The organism is Enterobacter sp. DC1, from assembly GCF_000568075.1.
Classification (GTDB): domain Bacteria; phylum Pseudomonadota; class Gammaproteobacteria; order Enterobacterales; family Enterobacteriaceae; genus Enterobacter; species Enterobacter asburiae.
The window spans coordinates 45,845-69,538 of record NZ_AZUA01000007.1 but is presented as its reverse complement, the minus strand read 5'-3'; the positions used below and the strand labels follow the sequence as shown (position 1 = coordinate 69,538).

Sequence of the window (23,694 nt, the reverse complement as noted above, 5' to 3'; positions counted from 1 at the left end):
ATTTTGCCCGGTGGCGCTGCGCTTACCGGGCCTACCTTAATATGGCGCCCTGGTAACCCAGCTGGCGCCAGGCTTCATAAACCACCACCGACACCGCGTTCGACAGGTTCATGCTGCGGCTGTCCGGCATCATCGGAATACGGATTTTCTGCTCGGCGGGCAGGGCATCCAGGATCGTGGCCGGCAGGCCGCGGGTTTCCGGGCCAAACATCAGATAGTCACCTGCCTGATAGCTCACGGCGCTATGCGCTGGCGTGCCTTTGGTCGTCAGGGCGAACATGCGCTGCGGCTTTTCGGCTTCCAGAAATGCGGCGTAATCGTGATGGCGAACGACGGCGGTAAATTCATGATAATCCAGCCCTGCGCGACGCAGACGTTTGTCGTCCCACGTAAAGCCCATCGGCTCAATGATATGCAGACGAAAACCGGTGTTCGCACACAGGCGGATGATATTGCCGGTATTCGGCGGAATTTCTGGTTCGAATAAAACGATGTTAAGCATGCTGCCCCCTTAATTGCGGGGGCAGAATATCAGAAAAGAGAGGAACTACGCGACGCCGGGTTCCTGCGAGCGGCTGTACAGCATTTTGTAGACGGTTGCCGCCGCGGCCACCAGAGCGGGCACGCTGAGGATCATTAAAATACTGTCTGCCTGCCACTGCATAGAAAGAAGCTGGGCGCTGGTCATAGTTCCCGCCACGCCGCCAAAGCGGCCGATCCCCTGCATCCAGGCGATGCCCGTCGCGCGGCACTCGGTAGGGTAAAAGGTGGCGGCCAGGGTTTGCATGCCCGATTGCGCGCCGTTCATGGCGATCCCCATCAGGAAAATCAGCCCGCCAAACAGGGCGATATGGTTATGCTCAATGCCAAGCAAAAGAATAAGGCCCATTGTCAGCACGAAACCACACGCGACCACTTTATGCGCTTCCCAGCGGTCCATCATCCAGCCCGCGAGCAGAATGCCTGCGGTGCCGCCGAAGGTGAACAGCGAGGTGAGCCAGGCGGATTCCGCCAGGGCATAACCCATCCCCTGCATTAGCGTTGGCATCCAGCTCAGCAGGACATAGTAAATGACCAGGCCCATAAAATAGGTCACCCACAGCATCAGGGTGCCGGGCAGCCAGGGCATGGAAAATAGCTGCGACACGCTCCCTTTTTTAGAGGCGACTTTCTCCTCCGCGAGGAAAAAGCCCGTGACGCTATCCAGCGTGCTGCGGGCGAACCGGCTGGCGATACGGCGGACCTGCATGACGTCCTTCCCGCGCTGCACCAGAAACTTCACGGACTCCGGTAAAAACAGCGCCAGCAGCAGCGTTAAAACCAGCGGCGCAATCGCCCCGGTCAGCAGCACGCTTCGCCAGCCGTGGTGGGGGATAAGCCAGGAAGAGATCGCGCCGCCGCCCGCCGCACCCAAAGGGAAGCCGCAGTACATGGTATTAATCGCCATGGCGCGACAGCGCTGGGGGGCAAACTCGGAGATCAGCGTGATGGCGTTAGGCATTGCGGCGCCGAGGCCCAGGCCCGTCAGAAAGCGCCACAGCGTGAGCGTATTCAGACTTTGCGCCCAGGCCGTTCCCAGGCTCGCAAGGCCGAAGAACAGGCACGAAAAGACCAGCACCCGCTTGCGCCCCATCCGGTCAGATACCGGACCGGCAATCAGCGCGCCCAGCGACAGCCCCAGCAGCGCAGCGCTCAGCACCGGCCCCAGATCCTGTTTGTGTATCCCCCATTCTGCCGACAGCGTAGGCGCGATGTAACCCATCGCTGCCGTATCAAAACCATCGATCGCCAGAACCAGAAAGCCCAGCACAATGAGCAGCCAGTGAAACCCTGAAAAGGGACTCTCATCGATCACCTGCTGAATATCCACCTTACCTGAATACGCCATACGCTCTACTCCGATCTGATGTTGTTTTTGTGTTCTTGTATTTGCTTGTCTATACAATTGCGGACGGCGGGTGGATGTCAAATTTTCTTATCTAATATGTTATCTGGATGTTATTTTTGGCGTAAAAAAGCGCCCGAGGGGGAAATCGGGCGCGTGAGAAAGAGGGGTTAACCGGAGAAGGTCAGGCCGCGTTTCCCTGAGCCAGGGGAGCCAGCGCCGCCGGTAATTTGCTTAACTCCTGCACCAGGGAATCTTTACTGATTTCGCTAATCGTTCTTGCACCTGTCAGCGTCATCGCCACCTTCATCTCTTTTTCGATCAGGTTGAGCAGATTCGCCACGCCTGCCTGGCCCGCCGTCGCCAGCGCATATAGATACGCACGGCCCAGCAGCACGCTGTCGGCGCCCAGCGCAATCATGCGCACCACGTCCAGCCCGTTGCGGATGCCGCTGTCGGCCAGGATGGCGATATCGCCTTTCACCGCATCGGCGATGGCCGGCAGGGCGCGTGCGGAAGAGAGTACCCCGTCAAGCTGGCGTCCGCCGTGGTTAGAGACCACAATCCCGTCTGCGCCAAAGCGTACCGCGTCGCGGGCATCTTCCGGATCGAGGATCCCTTTGATCACCATCGGGCCGTCCCAGAACTCGCGGATCCACTCCAGGTCCTTCCACGAGATCGACGGATCGAAGTTGTTCGCCAGCCAGCCGATGTAATCCTCCAGCCCGGTCGGTTTACCGAGGTAAGCCGAAATATTGCCCAGGTCGTGCGGACGACCGTTCAGGCCGACATCCCACGCCCACTGCGGGTGGGTCACGGCCTGCCAGTAACGACGGAGCGCAGCGTTCGGGCCGCTCATGCCGGAGTGGGCATCACGATAGCGCGCGCCGGGGGTCGGCATATCGACGGTAAAGACCAGCGTGGAGCAGCCCGCCGCTTTGGCGCGCTCGAGCGCGTTGCGCATAAAGCCGCGATCGCGCAGGACGTACAGCTGGAACCACATCGGGCGTTTGATGGTCGGGGCGACCTCTTCAATCGGGCAGACGGACACGGTGGAAAGGGTAAACGGAATGCCTTTGGCATCCGCCGCAGCGGCGGCCTGCACTTCGCCACGGCGGGCATACATCCCGCATAAGCCTACAGGCGCGAGCGCCACGGGCATGGAGAGCGTTTCGTTGAACAGCTTCGTCTCCAGGCTCAGGTCAGACATATTCTTCAGCACGCGCTGGCGCAGAGCCACCTCCGACAGATCTTCCACGTTGCGGCGCAGGGTGTATTCGGCATACGCCCCGCCGTCGATGTAGTGGAACAGGAAAGGGGGCAAAATGCGCTGCGCCGCGGCGCGATAGTCACTGGCTGCTGAAATAATCATGCTTTGTTCTCCCTGGAAATATCACTGTCGCCAGGCAGACGGGTAATACGCGCCTGTCGGGCCTGGTCTTCATCGAATCGTTTAATGGTGGTGTGCACGAAGCCGAGATGCGCCATCATCGCTTTGCGTGCGGCCTCGGCATCACCGGCCAGAATGGCCTTGAGCACCGCCTCGTGCTGTTCGGTCAGTTGGGCAAACACCGGCGGAACCAGATACATCCGCTGGCGGCTCTGTTTAACGGAGGATTGCAGCAGGTCGAAGAACCCGCGCATGGTCTGCAGCAGCACCACGTTGTGCGACGCCTCGGCAATCGCCAGGTGAAAACGCACGTCCGCCTGGGAGGCGATATCCGGGTCGCTGCTCTGCGTGGCCTCAAAGCAGGCGATGAGTTTCTCTTTGTCGGCGTCGGTTGCCCGCATGGCCGCGTGCCAGGCGGTACTGGTTTCGATGGCGTGACGCGCTTCAAGGATGTCGAAGCTGTAGTCCGGGTCGTTCTCCATCAGCGTCTTCAGCGGCTGAACGATGTTTTGCTCGGACCAGTCGTCATGCTGCCAGCGCACAAAGGTGCCGCCGCCGCGACGGCTCAGCAGCACCCCTTGGCTGACCAGCGTCGCCAGCGCCTCGCGCAGTGAATTGCGCGACACGCCAAGCTGGGCGGCGAGCTGGCGTTCGGCGGGCAGCTTCATGCCCGCTTCCAGCTGTTGTTCTTCAATCAGCGCCCGCACGCGAGAGGCAATCTCGTCGGACAGGCGTCTGGGCATCACTATCATGGGATCATCCAGGTTAAGACATAGGCCTGCAGGGTGGTGATCACCCCCACCATGCAGGTGAATATCAGGCTGTGTTTCACGGTAAAGCGGAACAGATCCGACTCTTTACCGACCAGTCCCACCGCCGCACAGGCAATGGCGATGGATTGTGGAGAGATCATTTTCCCGGTCACGCCGCCTGTGGTATTCGCGGCCACCAGCAGGACGTCCGACACGCCAATCTGCTGGGCTGCCGTTGCCTGCAGCGCGGCAAACAGGGCGTTTGACGAGGTATCGGAACCGGTCAGGAACACCCCCAGCCAGCCGAGGAACGGCGAGAAGAAGGTGAAGGCGTGGCTGGTATGGGCCAGCGCCAGCGCCAGCGTTGATGACAGGCCGGAGTAGTTCGAGATAAACGCGAACGCCAGCACCATGCCGATGGAGTAAATCGGCAGCATCAGCTCTTTAATTGTCGCCGCAAAGGTCTGCACCGCGGCCGCAGGCTTCATGCGCAGCCACACCACGGAAAGGATAGCGGCAAACAGGATGGCGGTACCGGTGGCGGAGAACCAGTCGAATTTATAGACCGCGGCATACGGCGTGGCGGCGTGCACCACCGGCGGCATACGGGCGACCATCTTGTCGAGGAACGGTACGGAAATATTAATCACCATGTCGTACAGCGCCCCACCCGGCGCGAACAGGGCTTTAAACGGCGGGATGCTCCACAGGGTGACCGTTGCGGTCAGGAACAGGAACGGCGACCAGGCGCGGATCACCTGTCCTGCCGTATAGCCCGTGCGGGCCAGGGTTTGATCAACCTGCGAGGCGCCCATGTCGGCGAAGCGGAAAATGCGTACCGGCTGCCAGCGTTTCAGGAACAGCGTCAGGCAGACCAGCGACACCAGCGAAGAGATGATGTCCGGCAGCTCCGGGCCGAGGAAGTTCGAGCTGAGGTACTGGGCAATGGCGAACGAACCGCCCGCCACCATCACCGCAGGCCAGGTCTCCTTCACGCCGCGCCAGCCGTCCATAATCGCCATGATCCAGAACAGGACGATAATGGTCAGGAAGGGCAGCTGACGGCCGACCATCTGGCCGATCTCGAAGCTGTCCAGCCCGGTAACCTGTCCGGCTACCAGAATCGGAATACCCATCGCGCCAAACGCCACCGGCGCGGTGTTCACAATCAGGCACAGGCCCGCAGCATACAGCGGGTTAAAGCCCAGACCCACCAGCAGCGCGGCGGTGATCGCCACCGGTGCGCCAAAGCCTGCTGCACCTTCCAGAAATGCCCCGAAGGAGAAGCCGACAATCAGCATCTGCAGGCGCTGGTCCGGAGTGATGGAGAGAATCGACGAGCGGATAATGTCGAACTGCCCGGTTTTCACCGAGATTTTATAGACAAAGACCGCCGCGATGATGATCCACGCAATCGGCCACAGACCGTAGAAGAAACCGTAGACGACGGAGGCCAGCGCGCGATCGACCGGCATTTTATAGAAGAACAGCGCCACCATCAGGGCGATAGCAACGGTATACGTCGCGGCGAGGTAGCCCTTCAGCTTGAGCTTAATCAGCGCAAAGAAGAAGAACAGGATCGGAAGCGATGCGATCAGGCTCGACAGCCAGATATTACCGGCCGGGTCGTAGTTTTGTTGCCAGAGGCTCATGCAGGTCTCCTGGGGACCAGACAGCCTGCGCTGCGGGTGAGTCTCCGCTCAACTCTGCGTCACAGGTTGTGTAAAATTGGTCCTGCCAATGTTGTGTTGTAGGGTTAATGACAATGAATGGTTAACCAGATGTTATGAGCTGGCAATGACTTTGTGAGCGGAAATAATGGAATTGTGAACCGGGGAAGAAAGAAAAGGGGAATTGGTTGGGCCAATTTGAAGCGGGGTGGGGCCTGATGCCCTCACCCCGGCCCTCTCCCACAGGGAGAGGGAGAAAACAGCACCGTACAGTCCCCTCGCCCCTTAAGGGAGAGGGTTAGGGTGAGGGGAAAAGTATCAGAACGCGGTCTTACAAAAGCCCGTCATCTCTTTAAGGCCCATTTCGCGGCCAAGCTCGGTCATCGGGTGTACCACCACCAGACCACGGACGCTTTTCTTCAGCTTGCCCATGTCGGCCTGTTCTTTTTTGGTGATCGCACGGCGGTGCGGCATGTTCATCAGCTTCTGCGCTTCTTTGCTCAGCTTCTGGCCCTTCACTTCGCGCAGACGCTCGATTTCTGTTTCCAGCGTGGCGGCTTCTTTTTCCAGCTCGGCGTACTTCTCGGCGGAATCGACCAGCGACAGGCCAGCCATCTGGTGGCGGATCAGATCCAGGCGGTCGCTCAGGCGTTTAATTTCGTTCTTTTCGACTTCTTTCATGACAAATAACTCTGAATACGGGGAATTTACAGGGAAGGATACACCAATGTGAGCAGGCTTACTTCTGAAACGCTTTTTTTAAGCTGATTCGGGAAATCAGCTCAGTCAGGGAGAGCACCATGGTGGAACGGACAACCTGTTGATAACGCAGCTTTTGCATCGCGTAGAGCTCAGGATCGCTGTTGTCAAAATGGGGTGCAGGGGGCAGCGCGGTGACGCAGTGCAGCTCGCCGAAGGGCCCCAGGATCTCATCATCGGTAAAGGTGTACTCATTACCGTCATGATTGAGTTCTTCGCGCAGCGCCATTAACAGCTCCGCATCTTCATACTCTTGTCGGTTGAGCACGCCAAGACCATAAATCAGCTTCAGACGCACGGATAAATCGCCCAGCGGTCCGTCTCCGTCCAGTAACGGTTCTACAGCATATTTTACCGCGTAGTCGTCTTTGCGAAACACCTGAAGCACCAGGATATTCACCGCCTCGGTTAACAGCTCGACGGCGGCAATCAGGAAACTTCGTACGGTTTTGCCAGCATTCAGACGCTCAAGCACACGATTTTCAAAGGCCTGGGTTTGTTCCATTATTGCCTGCATATCTGACAATCTATTATCTGGGCGCAGGTTAACCTGCGCCGCACTGTGCATCATTTGGTTGCGTTGTATGCGTTAACCGCCTCCACAACCACGTCGCTGTTGGCGTCCAGACCGGAAATCTGCGCCAGCGCAGCCTGCGCGCCTTTGTCATCAATCAGCTGAGCCAGTTCCTGCGCCTGCGGGTCCTGCTCGCTGCGGTAGTGCATCGCGGCGGCAATCCCTTTCACCAGGTTGGCGTGCGGCAGGCCGTATTCCAGCGTGCCCAGCAGCGGCTTAATCAGGCGGTCGCCCGCGCTCAGTTTGCGCAGAGGCTGACGGCCCACGCGCTCAACGTCATCTTTCAGATACGGGTTTTCAAAGCGACCGAGGATTTTCTGGATGTATGCTGCGTGTTTATCAGCATCAAAACCGTAGCGTTTGATCAGCACCGCGCCGCTCTCTTCCATTGCCCCTTTTACCACCGCGCGGATCTTCTCATCGAGGATCGCGTCACGAATGGTCTGATGACCGGCCAATTTTCCGAGGTACGCGGTTATAGCATGCCCGGTGTTCAGCGTGAAGAGTTTGCGTTCGACAAATGCCATCAGGTTATCGGTTAATTCCATTCCCGGAATGGTCGGCAGGGCGCCTTTAAACTGGGTTTTATCAACGATCCACTCGCTGAAGGTTTCCACGGTCACTTCCAGCGGATCGTTAGTGGCGGATTCAGACGGCGGAACGATGCGGTCCACAGCGGAATCCACAAACCCGACGTGCGCTTCAACCCAGGCTTTGTCTTCGTCTGCTACAGCGTTAAGCACGTGGCCTTTCAGCTGCGTGGTGCCGCGCACCATGTTTTCACAGGCGATGATGTTCAGCGGGGTGTCGATGCCCTGCGCTTTACGTTTTGCCAGGCCTTTCGCGACCGCAGGAGCAATGCGCTCAAGGACAACCGGGCCTACCGCCGTGGTCACCAGATCGACGCTGGCGATCAGGTCGATAACGTCTTCACCGATGCTGCTGACCGCGTTGACGCCGGAGACGGTTTCAACCTGCTCGTTTTCACCGACTACATGGACCTGATAGCTATGACGCGCATTCAGGGCATCCAGGACCACCTGATTCACATCGGCGAATGTCAGCGTAATGCCCGCGTCTGCCAGCAGTTTACCGATAAAACCACGACCGATATTACCTGCGCCAAAATGTAATGCTTTCATAGTGTTAACCTTCATCAATGTTTTTACCCGAGAGGGCTGGGGTGAGGAACGTTTCCCCTCACCCTAGCCCTCTCCCCGGAGGGGAGAGGGAAGAGAACTTATTTGTTCAGCAGAGCCAGCACTTCTTCCACGCTGGTGGTGCTCGCCAGACGCTCAATGACAGACTCATCATCCAGCGCGTTGGTCAGGCTGGTAATCACCTGAATGTGCTCGTTGTTGCGAGCGGCGATACCAATCACCAGACGGGCGATGTCGTCTTCTTCCTCACCGAAGCGCACGCCCTGCGGATACTGACAGAATACGACGCCGGTTTTCAGGACGCGATCTTTCGCTTCAACCGTACCGTGCGGCACCGCGATGGATTCGCCCAGGTAGGTTGGCGTCAATTTTTCGCGTTCCAGCATCGCGTCAACGTATTCAGGCTGAACGTAGCCGCCTTTCACCAGCTGCTCGCCGGCAAAGCGAATCGCTTCTTCTTTGGTTGCTGCTGTGCGACCGAGGAAGATGTTTTCCGCACCCAGTTTGAACAGGTGGGCGTTGCTCTCGTCAAAGCTGTCCTGCAGGCTTGAGCGCACTTTCACTTCGTTGTCTTCGTGACGCTGCGCCGCAACCAGACGTTCGGTCAGGCTGGTGTACAGGCCGCTGTCGAGGAAGTTGGTCAGCGAAATGTGCTGTGCCTGCGGCACCTGACGCATGGCGCGTTCGGTCAGGTCGCGGTGCGTGATGACCAGGTCAACGTCCGGCGGCAGGCTGTTAATGGCGCTGTTGGTGACGGAGATGTTGGTCAGGCCCGCATCCTGTACTTTCTTACGCAGCACGCCTGCACCCATTGCGCTGGAACCCATACCGGCGTCGCAGGCAACGATGATTTTACGCACGTGGCTCAGGTCGTTAGAGACATCGCCCGCGGTCAGTGGAGTTGCGCCTTTGGATTCGGCTTTCATGTCGTGCATACGACGGGTCGCCGCTTCAATATCGTCGTCTTCTTTCACTTTGCTGGTTTTCAGCAGGATAGAAGAGACCACGAAGGAGACCGCCATGGCCGCACAGATGGCCGCGATGTTCGCGAAGTACGCCCCTTTTGGCGTCATCGCCAGTACCGCCAGGATAGAACCCGGAGAGGCCGGAGACACCAGACCGCCACCCAGCACGCTCAGGGTGAACACGCCGGTCATACCGCCAAGGATAACGGCCAGGATCAGACGTGGGTTCATCAGCACGTACGGGAAGTAAATTTCGTGGATACCGCCCAGGAAGTGAATGATTGCCGCACCGCCAGCAGACTGCTTAGCGCTGCCGCGACCAAAGAACATGTACGCCAGCAGAACGCCCATACCCGGACCCGGGTTAGCTTCAATCAGGAAGAAGATAGACTTGCCGAGATCGTGAGACTGCTGAATACCCAGCGGCGAGAAGATGCCGTGGTTGATGGCGTTGTTCAGGAACAGGATTTTCGCCGGTTCTACGAAGATAGACGCCAGCGGCAGCATATCGTGCGCAACCATGAAGTTAACGCCTGCCGCCAGAATTTTGGACAGCACTTCAACCGCAGGGCCAATGCCGAGGAACGCCAGAATCGCGAGGATCATCCCGATGATGCCCGCAGAGAAGTTGTTCACCAGCATTTCGAAGCCGGATTTGATCTTACCATCAACCCAGACATCGAATTTCTTAATCGCCCAGCCGCCCAGAGGACCGGCAATCATTGCACCGAGGAACATCGGCATATCTGCACCGACGATAACACCCATGGTCGTGATAGCACCCACTACGCCACCACGGTCACCGCCCACCAGACGACCACCGGTGAAACCGATGAGCAGCGGCAGGAGATAGGTAATCATTGGGCCAACAAGTTTCGCCAGCGTTTCGTTAGGCAACCACCCTGTCGGAATGAACAATGCAGTGATGATACCCCACGCGATAAACGCGCCGATATTTGGCATCACCATGTTGCTGAGGAAACGACCAAAGCTTTGAACTTTGATCTTGAAATCGGATGACATAAAACACCCCTTCTTCTGTTTACGCTTGGGCTTGCGGCCCGAGGTTTATTGTTAATGAGGCGGCAGAGGTAGCCGGGCCCTGTTCTGATGCTGTGAAATCTGGCACTGAATCGTTCAACTGTCCAGACAGCGAAAATTTGTGTGACACGCGTCACGTAAATGTAGGGGGTGTGGATATCAATGAGGTGATATGAATCACAAAACGGATGGGCAAAAAAAATACGATGGCGAAAAATAAAGCAAAAACCACCCCTTTCTGTGATGGTGTTCACGTTTTGGTTTTGTGTGTTTGTTTCCGGATTGTGACTGATTTCACAAAATATTTTTATGCAGATTTCTCCGGCTGCGATCGGCGGCAAACTCTGCATGGCGATTCGGTGCCAGGATGACTTAGCGTGACACGTTAAGCTAAAAAACCACTTTTGATGTGTGGTATGGCAAAAAGTTAAAACGTGGATTACGCTCATATTGTAAGGTTAAGTATATTATTATTCAGGATATATTTTGACACGCTTATAAACTTGCATGGAGATATTATAAAAACCGATACTCCCCGGCTCTGAAATAGTAAGCACAACCCCCGTGCTTATAAAAATTAATTAGGTTGCATACCATTATATTAATTTAATGAGTTGACGTTGTTTAAGTGAGGAGAATATGTTTCTCAACTATTTTGCGCTGGGCGTATTGATTTTTGTATTTCTGGTTCTCTTTTACGGAATCATCGCCATCCATGACATCCCTTATAATATGGCCAAAAAGCGTAACCATCCCCATGCCGATGCGATTCATACGGCAGGCTGGATTAGCCTTTTTACGCTCCATGCCATCTGGCCGTTCCTGTGGATCTGGGCCACGCTGTACCGTGAAGATCGCGGCTGGGGTATGCAGAACCATATCACAAAGCCTGATGAGGTTCCGGGCATGGATGCGCTGGCCAAACGCGTGGCGGAACTCGAACAAAAGCTGGCCGCGGTAAAGCCTGCTGCTGATAAGAACACGCTGGAGCGCTAATCATGGATCTGTTAATTATTTTGACCTATGTGGCATTTGCCTGGGTGATTTTTAAAATATTCCGTATTCCGGTAAACCAGTGGACGCTTGCCACCGCGACATTAGGCGGGGTGTTTATTGTTGCCGGTCTTATTCTGTTAATGAATTATAACCACCCGTATACGTTTACGGCGCAAAAAGCGGTTATTTCTATTCCGATTACGCCGCAGGTTACCGGGGTGGTCAGTGAAGTGACCGATAAAAATAACCAGCTTATTAAAAAAGGCGAAGTGTTATTTAAACTTGATCCAGGCCGCTACCAGGCGCGCGTCGACAGACTCCAGGCTGACCTGGTGACCGCGACGCACAATATCGACAATCTGAAAGCGCAGCTGGTGGAGGCCGTCGCCAATACGACGCGCGTCTCCGCAGAGCGCGACCGCCTGTATAAAGATTATCAGCGCTACCTGAAAGGCAGCCAGGCGAAGGTGAATCCGTTCTCTGAAAGCGATATCGACAACGCGCGGCAGAACTATCTCGCGCAGGATGCGCTGGTAAAAGGCTCCGTTGCTGAACAGACCCAGATTCAAAGCCAGTTGGACAGCATGGTGAACGGCGAGCAGTCGCAGATTGCCTCCTTACGCGCTCAGCTCGCCGAAGCCAAATACAACCTGGATCAGACCGTGGTACGTGCGCCAAGCGATGGTTACGTCACCCAGGTGCTGATCCGTCCGGGGACGTACGCCGCCGCGCTGCCGCTGCGTCCGGTGATGGTCTTTATTCCTGAACAGAAGCGTCTGATCGTGGCCCAGTTCCGTCAGAACTCGCTGCTGCGTCTGAAGCCGGGTGATCAGGCGGAAGTGGTGTTTAACGCGCTGCCGGGCCAGGTGTTCTCCGGGAAGCTCACCGCGATCCTGCCGGTGGTGCCGGGGGGAACCTATCAGGCGCAGGGTGCGCTGCAGTCGCTGACGGTCGTGCCCGGAACGGATGGCGTATTGGGCACTATCGAACTGGATCCGAATGCGGAAGTCGAAGCGCTGCCAGACGGTATCTATGCCCAGGTGGCGGTCTACTCGGACCATTTCGCCCACGTCTCGGTGATGCGTAAGGTGCTGCTCCGTATGACTAGCTGGATGCACTACCTCTACCTCGATCACTAATCCTTCCAGGGCAGGAATGCGACTCGCATACCTGCCCTTTTTTCATCGCTTGATCCATACTGACCTTTTTCCGGCATCAAGGATCAGGCAATGAAACTCATCGGTAGCTATACCAGTCCCTTCGTGCGAAAAATCTCGATTCTCCTGCTGGAGAAAGGGATTGAATTTGAATTCATCAATGAACAGCCCTACAACGCGGAAAACGGCGTCGCGCAGTACAACCCGCTGGGGAAAGTCCCGGCGCTGGTGACGGACGAGGGCGAATACTGGTTCGATTCCCCGATTATTGCGGAGTATATCGAGCTGCTGGGCGTTGCCCCGGCAATGCTGCCAGCTGACCCAAAAGCGGCGCTGGCAGTGAAGCAAATCGAAGCCCTGGCCGATGGCATTATGGATGCGGCATTAACCTCCGTGCGTGAACAGGCAAGGCCCGCCGCCCAGCAGTCGGAAACGGAACTGTTACGCCAGCGGGAAAAAATCAGCCGCAGCCTGGACAGGTGCGAGCAGCTTATCCAGGAGGGAAAGATTCAAACCGACAGCCTGAACCTGGCAACCATCGCCATTGCCTGCGCCATCGGCTATCTCAACTTCCGCCGGGTTTCCCCTGGCTGGTGCGTCGACCGTCCGCTGCTGGTGAAACTGGCAGACACGCTTTTTAGCCGCGAGAGCTTTGCCCGGACAGAACCGCCAAAGGCTTGACGCGGGTTATAACACTTCGGCGTCGGAGGCGGTACAATCCCTCCACATGTTAACTCCCTCTCCCGTCGGGAGGGGGGAAGATATTTACTCGCCAGGCGCTTTCATGACTACTCATCATTCGCTGTACAGCCAGATCCCCGCTACCGACCGTCTCCTTCGCGAGCCCCGCATTCATGCTGCCGTTGAGCGTTTTGGCCATACCGCGACGGTGGAGATGCTACGCCTGCTTCAGGACGAAGCCCGAAGCGCTATTCAGTCAGAAAACGCCTTGCCCGACTGGTGCGCGGCGTGGGAGCAGGAAGTAGAGCACCGGCTGGATGAGAAAGCGCAAAGCGCGTTACGCCCGGTGATTAACCTGACCGGCACCGTGCTGCATACCAACCTGGGACGCGCGCAGCAGGCGGAAGAGGCGGTTGCTGCGGTTGTGCAAGCCATGCGGGCGCCCGTGACGCTGGAGTACGATCTGGACGGTGCCGGACGCGGGCATCGTGACCGGGCGCTGGCGGACCTGCTGTGCCAGCTGACCGGCGCGGAAGATGCCTGCATTGTGAATAACAACGCCGCAGCGGTGTTGTTGATGCTTGCTGCCACCGCCAGCGGCAAAGAGGTGGTGGTTTCCCGCGGCGAGCTGGTTGAGATTGGCGGGGCGTTTCGCATTCCGGACGTGATGCGCCAGGCGGGCTGCACGCTACATGAAGTGGGCACCACCAACCGCACACATGCGAAAGATTATCGCGCGGCGGTGAATGAAAATACCGCCCTGATGATGAAGGTTCACACCAGCAATTATCATATTGAAGGCTTCACCAAAACGGTTGAAGAGCGCGAGCTGGCGGCGATTGGCCGCGAACTGAATATTCCGGTGATTGCCGATCTCGGCAGCGGCTCGCTGGTGGATCTGAGCCAGTACGGGCTGCCGAAAGAGCCGATGCCGCAGGAGATGATTGCGGCGGGCGTCAGCCTGGTCAGCTTTTCCGGCGACAAGCTGCTGGGCGGGCCGCAGGCCGGGATTATCGTCGGCAAGCGCGAGCTGATTGCGAAGCTGCAGCAGCATCCGCTCAAGCGCGCCCTGCGAGCCGATAAAATGACGCTTGCCGCGCTGGAGGCGACGCTGCGGCTCTATCTCCATCCGGAGAAACTGGCCGACCGCCTGCCCACGCTGCGTCTGTTAACCCGCGATGCCGCCTCGATTCGCGCCCAGGCCGAATTACTGCTGCCGCGCATTGCCCCGCACTACCCCGATTTTGACGTTCGCATTGAACCCTGCCAGTCGCAGATTGGCAGCGGTTCGCTGCCGGTGGACAGGCTGCCGAGTGAAGCGCTCACGTTCACCCCGCGTGACGGGCGCGGTAGCCACCTTGAAGCCCTGTCGTCGCGCTGGCGTGGCCTGCCCGCGCCGGTTATCGGGCGGATTTACGATGGCCGAATGTGGCTGGATCTGCGCTGCCTTGAAGATGAAGAGCGATTTCTGGAGATGTTGTTGAAATGATTATTGCCACCGCCGGTCATGTCGACCACGGAAAAACCACGTTGCTGCAGGCGATTACCGGCATAAACGCCGACCGCCTGCCGGAAGAGAAAAAGCGCGGCATGACCATCGATCTGGGCTATGCCTACTGGCCCCAGCCTGATGGTCGCGTGCTGGGTTTTATTGATGTTCCGGGGCATGAAAAGTTTCTGTCCAACATGCTGGCGGGCGTGGGGGGTATCGATCATGCCCTGCTGGTGGTGGCCTGCGATGATGGCGTCATGGCGCAAACCCGTGAGCACCTGGCGATCCTGCAGCTGACCGGCAACCCGCAGCTGACCGTGGCGCTGACCAAAGCCGATCGCGTGGATGACGCACGCGTCAGCGAGGTGCGCGAAACGGTACAGGCGACCTTGCAGGAGTATGGTTTTGCCGATGCACCCCTTTTTGTCACCGTGGCGACAGAAGGGCGCGGTATCGATGAACTTCGCCACCACTTACAGCAGCTTTCGTCGCGTGACCACGCCAGCCATCACCGCTTCCGTCTGGCGATTGACCGGGCCTTTACCGTCAAAGGCGCGGGGCTGGTGGTGACCGGGACGGCGCTGAGCGGTGAAGTGAACGTAGGTGATACGCTCTGGCTGACGGGCGTTAACAAACCGATGCGCGTGCGCGGCTTACATGCGCAAAACCAGCCCGCAGAGCGCGCTCATGCCGGGCAGCGGATCGCGCTGAACATTGCCGGGGATGCGGAAAAAGAGCAGCTTAACCGCGGCGACTGGCTGCTGGCCGATGCTCCACCAGAACCGTCTGAACGCGTCATTGTCTCTCTGCAGACAAACGTGCCCCTGACCCAATGGCAGCCGCTGCATATTCACCATGCGGCGAGCCATATCACCGGGCGCGTGTCGCTGCTGGAAGACGACCTTGCCGAACTGGTATTCGATTCTCCGCTCTGGCTTGCAGACAACGATCGTCTGGTACTGCGTGATATTTCCGCGAGGGAAACGCTGGCCGGGGCACGGGTCGTCGCGCTGAATCCACCGCGACGCGGCAAGCGTAAACCTGAATATCTGCAGTGGCTGGCAGCGCTGGCGCAGGCCAGCGATGATAGCGCCGCGCTGCGGGTGCATCTCGATCGCGGTGCGGTGAGCCTGAGTGATTTTGCATGGGCACGCCAGCTGAGCGGGGAAGGCTTACACCAGCTCACCCAGCAGCCGGGCTTTATTCAGGCTGGGAATAGCCTGCTTAATGCCCCGGTTGCGGCACGCTGGCAGCGTAAGATACTGAACACGCTGGCGACGTACCATGAACAGCATCAGGACGAGCCTGGCCCGGGACGTGAGCGTCTGCGGCGCATGGCGCTGCCGATGGAAGACGATGCGCTGGTGCTGCTGCTGATTGAAAACATGCGCGAAAGCGGGGCGATCAAAAGCCACCACGGCTGGCTGCATCTGCCGGATCACAAGGCCGGGTTCACCGCAGAGCAAGAGGCAGTATGGCAAAAAGTGGCCTCGCTGTTTGGCGATGAGCCGTGGTGGGTTCGCGATTTGGCCCGCGAAACGAGCACTGACGAGCAGGTGATGCGTCAGGTATTGCGCCATGCGGCGCAGCAGGGGCTGATAGTCGCGATCGTGAAAGATCGTTATTACCGTAACGATCGTATTGTGGCGTTTGCCAACCTGATCCGCGAGCTGGATCAGGAGCGGGGCTCTACCTGCGCGGCCGATTTCCGCGACCGGCTGAACGTGGGCCGCAAGCTGGCGATTCAGATCCTGGAGTATTTCAACCGCATCGGCTTTACCCGCCGTCGCGGTAACGATCATTTATTGCGAGATTCGTTATTATTTCCTGAAACTCCGTGACCCCCGTCGTAAACGCCGTTACCGGTTGGCGAGAAAATCGCCAGCCGGAACTACCCTTGTTGTACACCAACAGCAAGGAGACGGTCATGACAAACAATCCTCCCTCATCGCGTATCCAGCCCGGCGAGTATGGTTTTCCCCTCAAGCTGAAGCCTCGTTATGACAACTTTATTGGCGGCGACTGGGTAGCTCCCGTCGACGGCGAATACTATTCCAACCTGACCCCCGTTACCGGCCAGCCGCTGTGCGAGATAGCCAGCTCCGGCAAACGCGATATCGATCTGGCGCTGGATGCGGCGCACAAAGCGAAAGATAAATGGGGCCATACCTCCGTTCAGGACCGCGCGGCTATTTTGTTCAAAATCGCTGACCGGATGGAGCAGAATCTGGAGCTGCTGGCGACGGCGGAAACCTGGGATAACGGCAAGCCGATCCGGGAAACGATGGCGGCAGACGTGCCGCTGGCCATCGACCACTTCCGCTATTTTGCCTCCTGCATTCGCGCTCAGGAGGGCGGAATAAGCGAGGTAGACAGCGACACCGTGGCGTATCACTTCCACGAGCCGCTGGGCGTCGTCGGGCAAATTATTCCGTGGAACTTCCCGCTGCTGATGGCGAGCTGGAAAATGGCGCCCGCGCTGGCGGCCGGGAACTGCATTGTGCTTAAACCGGCGCGTCTGACCCCGCTCTCGGTGCTGCTGCTGATGGAAATCGTTGGCGACCTTCTGCCGCCGGGCGTGATTAACGTGGTCAACGGCGCGGGCGGTGAGATAGGGGAATATCTGGCTACCTCAAAACGGATCGCTAAAGTGGCGTTTACCGGGTCGACGGAAGTGGGCCAGCAGATTATGCAGTACGCCACGCAGAACATCATTCCCGTGACCCTGGAGCTGGGCGGGAAGTCCCCGAACATCTTCTTCGCGGACGTGATGGAGGAAGAGGATGCCTTTTTCGATAAAGCCCTGGAAGGGTTTGCGCTGTTTGCGTTTAACCAGGGCGAAGTCTGCACCTGCCCAAGCCGCGCGCTGGTGCAGGAGTCCATCTATGAGCGCTTTATGGAGCGGGCCATTCGCCGCGTCGAGTCTATCCGCAGCGGTAACCCGCTCGATAACGTCACGCAGATGGGGGCGCAGGTCTCGCACGGACAGCTGGAAACCATCCTCAACTACATCGATATCGGCAAGAAAGAGGGGGCGGATATTCTGACCGGCGGTCGCCGTAAGGTGCTTGGCGGGGATCTGCAGGAAGGATATTACCTTGAGCCAACGATCCTGTTCGGTCAGAACAACATGCGCGTCTTCCAGGAGGAAATTTTCGGACCGGTACTGGCCGTGACCACCTTCAAAACGATGGAGGAGGCGCTGGAGATTGCCAACGACACGCCGTATGGCCTGGGAGCCGGCGTCTGGAGCCGCAACGGTAATCTGGCCTATAAAATGGGCAGAGGCATCCAGGCCGGGCGCGTATGGACCAACTGCTACCACGCCTATCCTGCGCACGCGGCATTTGGCGGTTATAAGCAATCGGGTATCGGGCGCGAAACCCACAAGATGATGCTGGAACATTATCAGCAGACGAAATGTTTGCTGGTCAGCTACTCCGATAAACCACTGGGGCTATTCTAATCGCCCAGTTCAGGCCGTCCATGGGCGGCCTGAGCAATTTGCTGGCGCAGGCAGTTCAGAACGCCGTCCAGAACGTATTGCACGCGCCAGGGCTGGTATTCGCGTTTGCGGAAGATGGCCGTCAGATCGAGCCACCACTCTTCCTGATGTGGGAAGCAGGGGACCAGCATCCCTCGCGTTAATTCTTTTTTCAGACTCTCTTTTGGCGCAAAAACAATCCCAAGATTATTTCTTGCCAGCTCCAGGGCCGTCTGCGTATTGTCGCAAATATAATTACCGGTCACCCGGTAGTCATGCACGCTATCACTGCCGTGCACGCGGAAACGCCAGATATTTGCATCATCGACCAGCATGGAGTCAATGAGAATACAGGAATGATTAATTAAATCTTCGGGTCCCTTTAAGGGATGCTTATTTAAATACTCAACGGTTGCAAATGCCGTAACGGAATATTTTGTTAACACGCTGGCAACCAGACTTTCGTCTTTCGGTTGCGCATAGGTAATTAAAATGTCGCAGTCATCCGGAAAGGAAACGCCTTCTGAAAATTCATTCCGGTCGAGGTTGTAGGTTTTCAGGGAGATGCGGATGTCACCGATATCTTCTATCTGATGGATCACGTGGCGCGCGAGATAGGTTACGATACCTGTAGGGGCATAGATCGTGACCTTTCCGCGCTTCTCATGCTTATAATCAGCAATAAAATTAACGAGTTGACTGTTTCTGTCCAGGGTGGCATTAACGTAAGGGAGTAACGCTTCACCAAACTGGGTCAGGGCCAGCTGGCGCGTGGTGCGCTCAAAAACCTTGAGTCCAACCCGCGTTTCAAAATCAGACAGATATTTACTGACGTTGGCCTGCGCCATGCCCAGCAGGGCGGCGGCATCGCCAATGCTGTGGGTTGCTGCGATGACGGATATAATTTTTAATTCGCGTGGTTTTAGCTGTAATTTATTCATCATGCGCACCCATCTATATGATTTTATATATAATATTATATAAACCGCAGCGTTGCATTGGCAAATTTGTAACCATTATTATGCGCCTCGCTTGTTTGGCATTTTAATGGATTACATGTAATGACTATTAAATACAATTTACTCATCGCTGCCACGTTATTTGCAACATCCTCAGCAATGGCCGGTGACTTTTCACTAGGAGCGGGGGCTGTATTTAATGAGTCTCCTTACAAAGGCTATAACGAAAATACTACCGCAGTACCGTTAATTAGCTACGAAGGCGATCGTTTTTATGTTCGCCAGACCACGGGCGGATGGATCCTGTGGAAAGACGCAAAAAATGAACTCAGCCTGACCGCATCGTGGATGCCGCTGCATTTCGATCCAGATGACAACGACGACCATCAGATGAAACAGCTTGATGAGCGTAAAGCCTCTGCCTTCCTCGGCGGCGCGTACTACCGCCACGAAAGCTGGGGTTCTCTGAAAGTGGCGGTCTCCGGTGATGCCACGGATGAAAGCGGCGGCGTGATCGGCGAGGTCTCTTACTTCCGTCCAATCAGGATGGAACGCCTGACCCTGACGCCCTCTGTCGGTATTTTCTATAGCGACGAAAGCTATAACGACTACTACTACGGCGTATCCGGCAGCGAGTCTCGCCGCTCAGGTCTGGATGAATACACCGCCGGAGACAGCTGGACGCCATACGTTGGCCTGGCGGCCAAATATCAATTAACCCAGAAGCTGTATCTCAACGCCAGCGCGGTCTACACCGTATTGCCTGACGACGTGAAGAACAGCCCGATGATCGACCGCGACGACAGCTTTGCGCTGATGACCGGCCTGACCTGGCGTTTCTGATGCAGTAAAGCCGGGTGGCGGCTTCGCCTTACCCGGCCTACATGGACTGCCATCGCAGTTTTACGTAGGCCCGAGCATGCGAAGCGCCGCCGGGCATATTTGAGAGTACCAACCTCCCTTTTTCCCTTCCCGTCATGACTTCCTCATTAATATTCCTGATACGCTAATGCGATCTGCGCCATCAATAAAGGTGTGCAACATGTGTATCATTCTTAAAGAAAATCAAACCGGGCACTCTCGCCCGTATTTGGCGACGGGCGGGAATTAAGCACGGATATCAGGAGTCGTTATGTTTTTTCCTGCTTACATTCATTCTGATTCCGACGGTAGCACCAGCGGCTATCTCAAAAGAACGGGTTTTTAACGTGCGCGAGGCGCAACAGATGAACCGATTTATCGTGGCGGATGCGGAAAAATGCATTGGGTGCCGCACCTGCGAAGTGGCCTGCGCGGTGTCGCATCAGGACGCCGTCTCCGCTCATGCCTTTACGCCCCGCCTTCGGGTGGTTAAGGGGGGCGCCTACACAACGGCAGTGGGTTGCCATCAGTGCGAGGATGCGCCGTGTGCTAACGTCTGTCCAACCCATGCCATCAGCCGTACGGCGGAAGCCTGGCTCGTTGAGCAGACGCGCTGCATTGGGTGCAAAAGCTGTGTGGTGGCGTGTCCGTTTGGGGCGATGCAGGTGCGTCTGGAGGGAAATAAGCCGCAGGCGCTGAAATGTGATTTATGTGTGCATCGCGAAGGCGGACCGGCCTGCGTGGAGGCCTGTCCAACCCACGCGTTGCGCTGCGTTGATCCTGCCAGGATTCGGGCTGAAAAGCTTACTGCATTTTATTGAAATTCCACGTGAACGTCAGACTGTAGCGCCAGTCCCTGTTGCGACTGTCTGTCGGAACATCCCCGACGGGTCTTGCCGCCTCAACCGTGACGCTATAGTGGCGCGTATCGCCTATCATCACCCCGGTAGCAACTGACCCGAGCCGCTGATGAGGTAAACCGGACGTGTTAAACCAGGTTTGCGCGGTATCGGCCAGGATATAGGGTTGGATGGTGGCAAGCCAGGTGCTCTCTTTCCGCATCTTGATATAGCGCAGTTCTACCTGCCCGCCGTAGCCGTAATCACCGCTTGCTTCACTGTCCTGGTATCCACGGCCAAAGCGCTGGGCACCGAAGCTAACGCGTTCGGGCTCTGGCAACGTGTTATTTGACCAGTCTCCCTCCCAGGATGTTGATAGCCGCCATTTATCGGCAAACAGCCAGGCTGCGTCCAGATAGCTTTTTGTGAGTGTAAAATTGATATCGGGTTTAGGGGCTGAGACGATATCCGCACCCATTGCATCAATACCCTGACGGACGTTGAGCCGGCCGCTGATGCTGGCGGTTGTGAATTGATGCGCACCGTTGATACCCACTTCCAGTGCAGGATAGCGCGCGTGTTGGTTGACGGAGTCCAGACTATAGGTTTTGCCCTGCAGTCTGGCCTGTAGAGCATAATCATCCTGGCGGTCGGTATAATCAAAACCGCCGGTAAGATTAATTTGTGATTTTTGCGTTAGCAGCAATGGATAGCCAAACGTCACGCCGCCGTTGTATTGCGTGGTTTTTTGCTTCGAATCGACCTGAATATTATTGGGCAAAGAGAGCAGGGGGGAAAAATCTCGCGGATCTTCACGGTAATAGCTGCCTTTAAGCTGCATCGTCAGCCCTTCATCGTTTAAAAACTGCTGCCAGTTCAGGCCGACATAGTTTTTTCGCGTGTTGCTATCTAACGGCACAAGCGTGGCCACGCCCAGCTGATCGCCATAGCTTGTCAGGTTGCTGAGCGTTCCGTTCAGCATCATTAAATCTTGCCCTTTACGGGTGTCGATCGTGGAGGCGATATTCCAGCTCCGCTCCTGATTACCGGTTATCTGCATCGCCGCCGCGCCATAGATATTGGTTGGCAGCTGCGCGTTAGCCGTGACCGGAACGTTAGGGGTACGGGTCATCAGCTGGCTATAGCGATCGAACGTATCCTGAGACAGCGGTTTTTCCGCCATGATTTTTTCTGACAATCGTTTAAGACGCTCGGCGATGTGAGGGTTATTACTGGTGATGTCACTGTGAGCGACATACCCTTCAACCAGAACAATTTTAATATTTCCCTGCTGGAAATTATCATCCGGCAGCCAGGCATAGGAGAGCGGAAAACCGTCGGCCTTATAGCGCGCCGTAATATCGTTTACCAGCCCCGTGAGCGTTTTTAGCGGCACGGTTTTTCCGGCGTACGGCCTGAAGGGTTTAAGTAATTCCTGCAAGGGATAACGCGTACCGCCAATAAACTGAATGTGATGAATGGTAATGGGCGTTTCAGGCGTCAGCGTTGACTGCGGTTTTTCTATTTTGACTTTCGGCTGTGGGACGGTCTCAGGCTGTTCTGGGGCAACGTTACGAGAAACTTGCGCCGGGTTATCAGGGTTAATAATAGAGGGCAGTGTATCGGCGCGGGCCATGCTCAGCACAACCAGCCCCGTCAGCGAAAAAAGGAAATGGTTTTTCATCGCGCTATCCCTGTTCGTCATTCCCGGTTAGGGGGAGTGTCGCTGTACAACGCGCCCCTGAATCAGGGGCGCAGAAAGGCAATAACCGTTTTACTGTTTTGGCGTCAGCAGACCGGTGGTTAACGTGTTGAGGCCGTTGACCGGGTTAGTTGTCGACGTATTTTGACCTGATGTTGTTGCTGCGTTGGCCGTAACGCCAGCAGTCAGGGTATTGAGGGTCGTATTGACCGTTGCACCCAGGCTGTTGTTCGTGGCCGCCACATTTGCGTTGGCTGTGAGAGAGCCCGATCCTCCTCCGGTTGTCGAAGAGGCGGGTTTCACCAGCGTGCCGCTATCCGTAACCGTCTGACCGACGTTCTGGACGACCTGACCCGCGCCGTTAAGCCCGCTATTACTGTTGCTGACGTTGGTTCCCACGGCGCTCACGGTGTTACCCACCTGGGTCAGCAGACCGTTGACCGGTGTGCCGAGACCCGTCGTGGTGCCCACGCTTTGCGTGACGCCCTGTACTCCGCCCAGCGTCTTGTTGGCAACGGTTGTGGTATCGGTTGTTACCTGCGTTATCGCAGGGCTACTTACCGTGTTGGTCAAACCTGTGCCGGTGTTACTGACCAGTTGCCCGGTACTGTTTACCACGCTGCCCGTCAGGCCGGTTACGCCGCTGATCGGTGTGCCTGAAGTAGAACTCGCCAGGCCCGTGCCTACCGTTGAAACGGTATTGCCCAGGGAGGTTACCGACGTGGTTACGCCTTTAACCGTTGTCCCCACACCGTTCGCGTTGCCCGGATCGCCAACGCCGTTAGTGACGCCTGTCCCCACGGTGGAAACGGCGCTGCCAACACCGCTGACGGTGGTTGAAACGGTTGACGTTACGGGATTATTCGTTGGAAGCTGGCTTCCAAGGCCATCCACCGTAGAGCCTACGCTGGTTACTGTTTTACCGGCATCGCCCAGCACAGTATTCACACCTGCAGTGGTTGTGCCGCCACTGCCCGTGTTGCCCGTTCCGGTTCCTCCGCTGCCGTTACCTCCGGTCCCCGTTCCTGAGCCAGAACCAGAGCCAGAGCCAGAGCCTGTTCCGGAGCCAGAACCAGATCCAGAACCAGAGCCTGTCCCTGAACCTGAGCCAGATCCGTTACTACCTGAACCACCATTGTTAGCCGTTGTGCCACTTCCATCACCCGAGCCGGTATTACTTCCGGTTGCAGGGTTATTTTTGGCTGTTGAGTGAGATCCGCCACCGCTTCCACTGCAGGCAGAAAGAGAGAACGCGAGCAGTACCGCAGCAGCAATTACGCTGATGCGACTAGCATTATTAGGTAGCATAAAAATACTCCACGCAATA

At 56.8% G+C, this 23,694-nt stretch carries 21 protein-coding genes; 8 read left to right on the top strand and 13 right to left on the bottom strand.

The annotated features are described in order from the left end of the window. Positions 1 to 31 precede the first annotated feature (31 nt). The 9 genes from trmL to P346_RS04550 form a co-directional block, all read right to left on the bottom strand. Positions 32 to 502, bottom strand: coding sequence for a tRNA (uridine(34)/cytosine(34)/5-carboxymethylaminomethyluridine(34)-2'-O)-methyltransferase TrmL (gene trmL, locus P346_RS04510; protein ID WP_023334040.1), 471 nt, complete (start codon positions 500 to 502; stop codon positions 32 to 34). A gap of 45 nt (positions 503 to 547) precedes the next feature. Next, the gene (locus P346_RS04515) at positions 548 to 1,888 is read right to left on the bottom strand and encodes an MFS transporter (protein ID WP_032661874.1); all 1,341 of its coding nucleotides are present in this window, start codon (positions 1,886 to 1,888) and stop codon (positions 548 to 550) included. 181 nt (positions 1,889 to 2,069) lie between these two features. Then, the gene (gene lldD / locus P346_RS04520; protein WP_029740822.1) at positions 2,070 to 3,257 is read right to left on the bottom strand and encodes a quinone-dependent L-lactate dehydrogenase; all 1,188 of its coding nucleotides are present in this window, start codon (positions 3,255 to 3,257) and stop codon (positions 2,070 to 2,072) included. Further along, positions 3,254 to 4,027, bottom strand: a complete 774-nt coding sequence (gene lldR / locus P346_RS04525; protein ID WP_032661871.1) for a transcriptional regulator LldR — start codon at positions 4,025 to 4,027, stop codon at positions 3,254 to 3,256. Before lldR ends, lldD begins: the two co-directional genes overlap by 4 nt. After that, complete coding sequence (gene lldP, locus P346_RS04530) at positions 4,024 to 5,679, bottom strand: L-lactate permease (RefSeq protein WP_032650757.1); 1,656 nt, start codon at positions 5,677 to 5,679, stop codon at positions 4,024 to 4,026. Before lldP ends, lldR begins: the two co-directional genes overlap by 4 nt. 336 nt (positions 5,680 to 6,015) lie before the next feature. After that, positions 6,016 to 6,378, bottom strand: a complete 363-nt coding sequence (locus P346_RS04535) for a YibL family ribosome-associated protein (RefSeq protein WP_010436679.1) — start codon at positions 6,376 to 6,378, stop codon at positions 6,016 to 6,018. A gap of 58 nt (positions 6,379 to 6,436) precedes the next feature. After that, positions 6,437 to 7,027: a mannitol operon repressor MtlR gene (mtlR, locus tag P346_RS04540; RefSeq protein WP_032661869.1), complete on the bottom strand. Its 591-nt coding sequence runs from the start codon at positions 7,025 to 7,027 to the stop codon at positions 6,437 to 6,439. Continuing rightward, on the bottom strand, positions 7,024 to 8,172 hold the full coding sequence (gene mtlD, locus P346_RS04545; protein ID WP_023309921.1) for a mannitol-1-phosphate 5-dehydrogenase: 1,149 nt from the start codon (positions 8,170 to 8,172) through the stop codon (positions 7,024 to 7,026). The genes mtlR and mtlD overlap by 4 nt, the downstream gene beginning before the upstream one ends. Before the next feature lie 98 nt (positions 8,173 to 8,270). Beyond that, positions 8,271 to 10,178: a PTS mannitol transporter subunit IICBA gene (locus P346_RS04550; RefSeq protein ID WP_032661868.1), complete on the bottom strand. Its 1,908-nt coding sequence runs from the start codon at positions 10,176 to 10,178 to the stop codon at positions 8,271 to 8,273. A gap of 657 nt (positions 10,179 to 10,835) precedes the next feature. Between P346_RS04550 and P346_RS04555 the strand changes: the two genes are divergently transcribed. From P346_RS04555 to aldB, 6 genes are all read left to right on the top strand, one after another. Beyond that, positions 10,836 to 11,192 carry a DUF3302 domain-containing protein gene (locus P346_RS04555; RefSeq protein ID WP_024906600.1) on the top strand — a complete coding sequence of 119 codons (357 nt, stop codon included), beginning with the start codon at positions 10,836 to 10,838 and terminating at the stop codon, positions 11,190 to 11,192. Positions 11,193 to 11,194: 2 nt separating this feature from the next. After that, positions 11,195 to 12,331, top strand: coding sequence for an HlyD family secretion protein (locus P346_RS04560; protein WP_032661866.1), 1,137 nt, complete (start codon positions 11,195 to 11,197; stop codon positions 12,329 to 12,331). Between the two features lie 90 nt (positions 12,332 to 12,421). Beyond that, on the top strand, positions 12,422 to 13,030 hold the full coding sequence (locus P346_RS04565; protein WP_032661863.1) for a glutathione S-transferase: 609 nt from the start codon (positions 12,422 to 12,424) through the stop codon (positions 13,028 to 13,030). A gap of 103 nt (positions 13,031 to 13,133) precedes the next feature. Further along, entirely contained in the window at positions 13,134 to 14,519 is a 1,386-nt protein-coding gene (gene selA / locus P346_RS04570) for an L-seryl-tRNA(Sec) selenium transferase (protein ID WP_032661861.1), read from the top strand. Next, positions 14,516 to 16,363, top strand: a complete 1,848-nt coding sequence (gene selB, locus P346_RS04575; RefSeq protein WP_032661858.1) for a selenocysteine-specific translation elongation factor — start codon at positions 14,516 to 14,518, stop codon at positions 16,361 to 16,363. The genes selA and selB overlap by 4 nt, the downstream gene beginning before the upstream one ends. Before the next feature lie 86 nt (positions 16,364 to 16,449). Then, positions 16,450 to 17,988, top strand: coding sequence for an aldehyde dehydrogenase AldB (aldB, locus tag P346_RS04580; protein WP_023309928.1), 1,539 nt, complete (start codon positions 16,450 to 16,452; stop codon positions 17,986 to 17,988). On the opposite strand, the gene P346_RS04585 is transcribed toward aldB, so the two are convergent. Next, positions 17,985 to 18,950 carry a LysR family transcriptional regulator gene (locus P346_RS04585; protein ID WP_071789378.1) on the bottom strand — a complete coding sequence of 322 codons (966 nt, stop codon included), beginning with the start codon at positions 18,948 to 18,950 and terminating at the stop codon, positions 17,985 to 17,987. The genes aldB and P346_RS04585 overlap by 4 nt on opposite strands. 117 nt (positions 18,951 to 19,067) lie before the next feature. Here P346_RS04585 and P346_RS04590 point away from each other — a divergent pair, with 117 nt between their 5' ends. Together P346_RS04590 and P346_RS04595 are read left to right on the top strand one after the other, a co-directional pair. Then, on the top strand, positions 19,068 to 19,808 hold the full coding sequence (locus tag P346_RS04590) for a MipA/OmpV family protein (RefSeq protein ID WP_032661854.1): 741 nt from the start codon (positions 19,068 to 19,070) through the stop codon (positions 19,806 to 19,808). A gap of 383 nt (positions 19,809 to 20,191) precedes the next feature. Continuing rightward, the gene (locus P346_RS04595) at positions 20,192 to 20,647 is read left to right on the top strand and encodes a 4Fe-4S dicluster domain-containing protein (RefSeq protein ID WP_032661851.1); all 456 of its coding nucleotides are present in this window, start codon (positions 20,192 to 20,194) and stop codon (positions 20,645 to 20,647) included. Here P346_RS04595 and P346_RS04600 read toward each other — a convergent pair. The 3 genes from P346_RS04600 to P346_RS23010 form a co-directional block, all read right to left on the bottom strand. Next, positions 20,631 to 22,349 (bottom strand): ShlB/FhaC/HecB family hemolysin secretion/activation protein, encoded by a 1,719-nt coding sequence (locus P346_RS04600; protein WP_032661849.1) that lies wholly within the window; start codon positions 22,347 to 22,349, stop codon positions 20,631 to 20,633. The genes P346_RS04595 and P346_RS04600 overlap by 17 nt on opposite strands. A 90-nt stretch (positions 22,350 to 22,439) precedes the next feature. Continuing rightward, complete coding sequence (locus P346_RS0121915) at positions 22,440 to 23,315, bottom strand: collagen-like triple helix repeat-containing protein (RefSeq protein ID WP_238555297.1); 876 nt, start codon at positions 23,313 to 23,315, stop codon at positions 22,440 to 22,442. Further along, positions 23,312 to 23,590, bottom strand: coding sequence for a hypothetical protein (locus P346_RS23010; protein WP_050597647.1), 279 nt, complete (start codon positions 23,588 to 23,590; stop codon positions 23,312 to 23,314). Before P346_RS23010 ends, P346_RS0121915 begins: the two co-directional genes overlap by 4 nt. Positions 23,591 to 23,694 lie beyond the last annotated feature (104 nt).

Coding starts and splice junctions, on each gene's coding strand:
- mtlD (WP_023309921.1), bottom strand. CDS start 8,172: ATGAAAGCATTACATTTTGGCGCAGGTAATATCGGTCGTGGTTTTATC.
- P346_RS04585 (WP_071789378.1), bottom strand. CDS start 18,950: ATGATGAATAAATTACAGCTAAAACCACGCGAATTAAAAATTATATCC.
- P346_RS04565 (WP_032661863.1), top strand. CDS start 12,422: ATGAAACTCATCGGTAGCTATACCAGTCCCTTCGTGCGAAAAATCTCG.
- aldB (WP_023309928.1), top strand. CDS start 16,450: ATGACAAACAATCCTCCCTCATCGCGTATCCAGCCCGGCGAGTATGGT.
- P346_RS04550 (WP_032661868.1), bottom strand. CDS start 10,178: ATGTCATCCGATTTCAAGATCAAAGTTCAAAGCTTTGGTCGTTTCCTC.
- lldD (WP_029740822.1), bottom strand. CDS start 3,257: ATGATTATTTCAGCAGCCAGTGACTATCGCGCCGCGGCGCAGCGCATT.
- lldP (WP_032650757.1), bottom strand. CDS start 5,679: ATGAGCCTCTGGCAACAAAACTACGACCCGGCCGGTAATATCTGGCTG.
- selA (WP_032661861.1), top strand. CDS start 13,134: ATGACTACTCATCATTCGCTGTACAGCCAGATCCCCGCTACCGACCGT.
- P346_RS04595 (WP_032661851.1), top strand. CDS start 20,192: ATGAACCGATTTATCGTGGCGGATGCGGAAAAATGCATTGGGTGCCGC.
- lldR (WP_032661871.1), bottom strand. CDS start 4,027: ATGATAGTGATGCCCAGACGCCTGTCCGACGAGATTGCCTCTCGCGTG.
- trmL (WP_023334040.1), bottom strand. CDS start 502: ATGCTTAACATCGTTTTATTCGAACCAGAAATTCCGCCGAATACCGGC.
- mtlR (WP_032661869.1), bottom strand. CDS start 7,027: ATGATGCACAGTGCGGCGCAGGTTAACCTGCGCCCAGATAATAGATTG.
- P346_RS04590 (WP_032661854.1), top strand. CDS start 19,068: ATGACTATTAAATACAATTTACTCATCGCTGCCACGTTATTTGCAACA.
- P346_RS04515 (WP_032661874.1), bottom strand. CDS start 1,888: ATGGCGTATTCAGGTAAGGTGGATATTCAGCAGGTGATCGATGAGAGT.
- selB (WP_032661858.1), top strand. CDS start 14,516: ATGATTATTGCCACCGCCGGTCATGTCGACCACGGAAAAACCACGTTG.
- P346_RS04535 (WP_010436679.1), bottom strand. CDS start 6,378: ATGAAAGAAGTCGAAAAGAACGAAATTAAACGCCTGAGCGACCGCCTG.
- P346_RS04600 (WP_032661849.1), bottom strand. CDS start 22,349: ATGAAAAACCATTTCCTTTTTTCGCTGACGGGGCTGGTTGTGCTGAGC.
- P346_RS04560 (WP_032661866.1), top strand. CDS start 11,195: ATGGATCTGTTAATTATTTTGACCTATGTGGCATTTGCCTGGGTGATT.
- P346_RS04555 (WP_024906600.1), top strand. CDS start 10,836: ATGTTTCTCAACTATTTTGCGCTGGGCGTATTGATTTTTGTATTTCTG.